Genomic DNA, 5,047 nt, shown 5'->3' with positions numbered 1-5,047 from the left:
TTTTATTCATCGGTTTTTTACCGGTTGGAGCAAATACATTTCGTTCTGCTTCAGTACGTTTGTTATTCTGAAGGGACCAAATTACTTTTTTAGCTTCGTCGTCTACATTCATATAAAAATCAATTACAAGTTCAAGGACAAAGTTCAGCTTTTAATTATTGTAATAAAGTAACTAATGTTGCAAAGTCCACTTTTTGTTGTTCGCCAGTAGCTAAGTTTTTCAACCCAAATTCTTCACGCTCTATTTCCGATTCTCCTACAATTACTGCAAATGGAATTCCTCTTCTGTCTGCGTGTTTGAATTGTTTGTCGATTTTTGATTTATCTGGATATAACTCCACTTTGATTCCTTTTTGGCGTAATTTTCCAATGGCTTTCATCGCATATAAAGCTTCTTTATCACCAAAGTTTAAGAACAACGCTTTTGATGTTGCTAAAACAGCTTCTGGAAACAAACCAACTTCTTCCATTACTAAAGCAATTCGATCTAAACCAAACGAAATTCCTACACCCGACATTTTATTTTTAGCATCGAAAATTCCCGTCAAGTCATCATAACGACCACCGCCACCTATTGAACCCATTGCCACACCTTTTGGCGCTGCGACTTCAAAAATGGCTCCTGTGTAATAATTTAAACCACGTGCTAACGTCACGTCTAAATCCAAAAAAGCGGTTTGTAAACCTAAAGTCGTAACGTTATCACAAATGAATTGCAACTCGTTTACGCCTTTCATTCCTTCTTCAGAATTAGCAAGTAGTTGTGCTAATTTTTCTATTTTCTCATTGATGGTTCCGGTGAAATTGAACAATGGTTGCACTTTTTCAATCGCACTTTCCGAAATGCCTTTTTCTAACATTTCTTTTTTCACGCCATCCTCACCTATTTTGTCTAATTTGTCTAACGCTACCGTAAAATCAATCAATTTATCCGAAGCGCCAATTACCTCAGCGATTCCAGATAATATTTTACGATTGTTAACTTTAATCGTAACGCCACCTAAACCTAATTGCGTGAAAACCGAGTCATACAATTGTACCAACTCCACTTCTTGCCAAAGCGAATTCGACCCCACCACATCCGCATCACACTGATAAAACTCTCTAAAACGTCCTTTTTGAGGTCGATCAGCACGCCAAACCGGTTGAATTTGGTAACGCTTGAACGGAAACTCAATTTCGTTTTGATGTTGTACCACATAACGCGCAAAAGGAACAGTTAAATCATAACGAAGGGCTTTTTCAGAAATATGACTTGTTACTTTTCCAGATTTTACATTTTTAAACCAATTACCAAATGAAATATAAGCTAAATCTCCAGCTTTATCATGTAATAAAAAGTCTAAACCTTCTATTTTTTCTTTTGAATTTTTTTGACATAATTCAAAAAAATATTTTTCATTCAAAGCCAATTCTTTCTTGATAACATCGAATAAATCATTATCGACAAAGTTTTTAATTTTTTCAACCTTCCCTTTGTTTAATCTTTTTAATTCTTCTTCGATTTTATCAGTATTAAAATAACTCTCCAATATCTCTAAACTTTTATCAGAACCTTCAATAAAATAGTTTAAATAATTTTTATAAAAATCAAAAAAGAAATCATAAACAGTTTTATTAAACTCATCAAGATATTCTCCCGAATTCAAAATCTTAAAAATCAATCGATCACCTTCTTCACCATATTTCCCCATTAAGGTTTCAGAATTTTCAAACGAAGGCGTTTCAATAGGTTGAAAGCCAAATTTCTCAAAATTGGTTTTTATCGTACTGAAAATATAATTGCGTTTCGCCACTTCTGCTGGTGAAAAATCTCGAGTTCCTTTTGGTATGCTTGGTTTTTGTGCCATTTTAAATTTAGAATTTAGAATTTAGATTTCTGAAAGCATAGAAATCTTAAAAATTTCTTTGTGCAAATATCGAATATATTTAGCAGTATTAAAAATCAATTCGGAGATTTAAAAAATTCAAGTTACTGCTATATGATTATCAAATCGAACGAAGTCGAGATTCATTCATTAAAAGTTCTCGACTTCGCTCGAACTGACAAATTTCTTACTTTAAATATGTAACAAAAAATAAATTATTTAGTCTTATAGTCATGGTAGGATTATTTAAGGAAAATACAAAAATTGCGCTTGATTCAATAAGAAGTCAGGCCTTGCGTACTTCGTTAACGGTTATGATTATTGCTATTGGAATCACGGCTTTGGTTGGGATTCTTACGGTAGTTTCAGCGCTAGAGAATACAATTTTAAAAGATTTTGCTTCTATGGGAGCGAATACTTTTTCTATTAGTCAATATGATTTTTCGTCTGAAATTAATCAAAACGATACCGAACAACGTGTCAATCCTATCATCAGTTATCCAGAAGCTAAATCATTTCAAGATAAATTTAATTTTCCGTTTACAACAACATCTTTATCATTTACAGCAGGCTCGGCAGTTGAAGTAAAATATGGAGAGAAAAAGACCGATCCAGAAATTTCTATCGTTGGTGTAGATGAAAATTTTTGTCCGAATAAAGGATTAGAAGTTGTAAAAGGTAGAAATTTCAATTCCTTTGACATAGCAAACAACAATTATGTTTGTGTTTTAGGATCGGATTTTGAAAAAGGATTGTTTGAAAACATCAATCCGTTAGACAAAACCATTTCTATTCGTGGTGCCAAATTTAAAGTGATTGGGGTTTTAAAAGAGAAAGGTTCTACTTTTGGAAACAGTCAAGATTTACGTGTTTTGATTCCAACGCAAGTGGCACGTTCATTGTTTTCTGCTCCAAACATTAACTACGATTTAGATGTTATGGTTACCAATGAAGGTTTGCTGGATGAAGCGGTTGATGATGCCATTATCACAATGCGAAGAGTTCGTAAACTAAATCCAATAGAAAAAGATAACTTCGGAATAGAACGAAGCGATGATTTAATTCAAACCTTACTTTCTAATACAGCTGTTTTGGGAATTTCGGCATGGGTAATTGGAATTATTACCATTTTTGGTTCTTCTATTGCCTTAATGAACATCATGTTGGTTTCTGTTACCGAAAGAACGCGAGAAATTGGAGTTAGAAAATCACTTGGTGCGAAACGAAGTACGATTGCGTGGCAGTTTTTTACCGAAACTTTGATTATTGGTCAAATTGGAGGAATTGTTGGTATCATTTTAGGAATTTTAATTGGATTTGGAATCGCATCAGCTATTGGCTTCGCTTTTACAACACCTTGGATGGCAATTATATGGGCTTTTATAGTAACTTTTGCCGTTACAATACTTTCTGGATTAATTCCTGCGATAAAAGCATCGAAATTAGATCCTGTGGAAGCGTTGCGTTATGAATAAAAAGTTAACCACAAGGAACACAAAGAAGGCACGAGGTTCACAAGGTTTTTAAATTATAACTTTGTGGGACTTTGTGAAAAAACGTTGTGAAACGTTGTGCTACAAACCTAAATCGAACACTTAATCATTCTGTCATTCCCGTAAATATCTTTTTTCAATTCGATATTTTTGAAACCTAAATTTTCAAGTAATTCAACGGTTTCTTTTCCTAAATATTGATTGATTTCGAAGAATAACAATCCGTTTGGCGACAAGTTTTTCAAAGCCAATTGTGCAATTTTTCTATAAAAAAGTAAGGCATCAGTATCTTCAACAAACAACGCTAAATGCGGTTCGTAGTCCAAGACATTTTTCTTGATTTCTTGTTTTTCTAAGTTCCGAACGTAGGGTGGATTTGACACAATAACATCAAAATATTGATTCAAATCTTTAGCTTCTAAAATATTGGTTAGAATAAAATTGATTTCAAGTTTGTTTGATGCGGCGTTTCTTTTAGCCACTTCTAATGCTTTTTCGGAAACATCAATAGCTGAAACATTGGCTTGTGGTAAATTCGCTTTTAATGAAATCGGAATACAACCTGTACCGGTTCCGATATCTAGAATATCAAACTTTTGACTTTTGACTTTTGACTTTTGACTTTCAATAATCCATTCAACGAGTTCTTCCGTTTCTGGTCTTGGAATTAAGGTGTTTTCATTCACTTCAAATCGCAACCCATAAAACCAAGTTTCACCCGTGATGTATTGAATGGGCTTTTCTTTTTGTAAATCCGCTAAAATAGTATTCCACTTTTCAATTGCTGCATCTGAAAGTTCAAAATTCGGATTCAAAGCAACATCTACTCGCTTAATATTATGCAAATATTCGGTTAGGATGAAAAAGAAACTTTCGATTTCTTGTTCGTCCTGAATGTTTTTTAAGGAATCGAAAAAGTGGGTTTTGTATTGTTTTAGAAGCATAAGCTAAATTGGTCTTAATTCTTAATACTGAAATCTTAATTCTACAACTTCTTCGTCATCCAAACTTCACAACTGTTATGACCTGTATTTCCCATGGGACCATCAATATTTTCAAAACCTATTCTTTTGTATAGTTTTTGTGCGGTTGTCATGAAAGATAAGGTTTCTAAATAACAGATTTCAAATCCTTGTGTTTTGGCATATTCTAAACATTTTTCAATGATTTTTTCCGCATAACCAGTTCCTCTGATTTCAGGAGCAAAGTACATTTTTTGTAACTCGCATACAGAAGCAGCTGCATTTTCTAGAGGCGCAATACCACAACCTCCAACCACTTTTCCATCTTTTTCCACAACATAATATACAGAACGTGGTGCTTGATATACTTCGTATAACGTATCTAAAATGGGATCTGCATAAGCTGTTCCGACTTTTGGCGCATCTAATTCATGAAAAATATCACGAATTACTTTAGCAATCGACTCATTATCTTTTTGTTGGATTTCTCTAATTAGCATAGCATTTTTATTGTTGGGTAAAAGTACGTAAATTGGTAGAATCGATTATTAATTCTATTTAAAAATACTACTTTTGTATTATGACGACGCACGAATTTTACATGAAACGCTGTATTGAACTCGCCAAAAATGGTTTGGGAACTACGTATCCTAATCCGTTGGTAGGAAGTGTGATTGTGCATGATGGTAAAATCATTGGCGAAGGTTGGCACAAAAAAGCAGGC

4 protein-coding genes and 1 pseudogene are annotated in these 5,047 nt (G+C 33.6%); 2 read left to right on the top strand and 3 right to left on the bottom strand.

All coding sequences use genetic code 11. The features are described 5' to 3' along the window. Positions 1-155: 155 nt before the first annotated feature. On the bottom strand, positions 156-1,850 hold the full coding sequence (gene hisS, locus Q0075_RS11795) for a histidine--tRNA ligase (protein WP_297869681.1): 1,695 nt from the start codon (positions 1,848-1,850) through the stop codon (positions 156-158). A gap of 251 nt (positions 1,851-2,101) precedes the next feature. Here hisS and Q0075_RS11790 point away from each other — a divergent pair, with 251 nt between their 5' ends. Next, on the top strand, positions 2,102-3,343 hold the full coding sequence (locus Q0075_RS11790; RefSeq protein ID WP_291106855.1) for an ABC transporter permease: 1,242 nt from the start codon (positions 2,102-2,104) through the stop codon (positions 3,341-3,343). A gap of 107 nt (positions 3,344-3,450) precedes the next feature. Here the strand turns inward: Q0075_RS11790 and prmC are convergent, their stop codons facing one another. Together prmC and Q0075_RS11780 are read right to left on the bottom strand one after the other, a co-directional pair. Next, on the bottom strand, positions 3,451-4,305 hold the full coding sequence (gene prmC, locus Q0075_RS11785) for a peptide chain release factor N(5)-glutamine methyltransferase (RefSeq protein ID WP_297869680.1): 855 nt from the start codon (positions 4,303-4,305) through the stop codon (positions 3,451-3,453). Positions 4,306-4,346: 41 nt separating this feature from the next. Beyond that, a complete protein-coding gene (locus Q0075_RS11780; protein WP_297869679.1) occupies positions 4,347-4,823 on the bottom strand; it encodes a GNAT family N-acetyltransferase in 477 nt (158 codons plus the stop codon). 80 nt (positions 4,824-4,903) lie between these two features. On the opposite strand from Q0075_RS11780, the pseudogene Q0075_RS11775 reads away from it, so the two are divergent. Continuing rightward, positions 4,904-5,047: pseudogene (locus Q0075_RS11775) on the top strand (riboflavin biosynthesis protein RibD); the annotation flags it as partial.

Source organism: uncultured Flavobacterium sp. (genome assembly GCF_937967675.1).
In the GTDB taxonomy this organism is placed as follows: Bacteria; Bacteroidota; Bacteroidia; order Flavobacteriales; family Flavobacteriaceae; genus Flavobacterium.
The sequence above is the reverse complement of the archived record's forward strand: the minus strand, read 5'-3'. Positions and strand labels throughout refer to the sequence as shown.

Coding starts and splice junctions, on each gene's coding strand:
- hisS (WP_297869681.1), bottom strand. CDS start 1,850: ATGGCACAAAAACCAAGCATACCAAAAGGAACTCGAGATTTTTCACCA.
- Q0075_RS11780 (WP_297869679.1), bottom strand. CDS start 4,823: ATGCTAATTAGAGAAATCCAACAAAAAGATAATGAGTCGATTGCTAAA.
- prmC (WP_297869680.1), bottom strand. CDS start 4,305: ATGCTTCTAAAACAATACAAAACCCACTTTTTCGATTCCTTAAAAAAC.
- Q0075_RS11790 (WP_291106855.1), top strand. CDS start 2,102: ATGGTAGGATTATTTAAGGAAAATACAAAAATTGCGCTTGATTCAATA.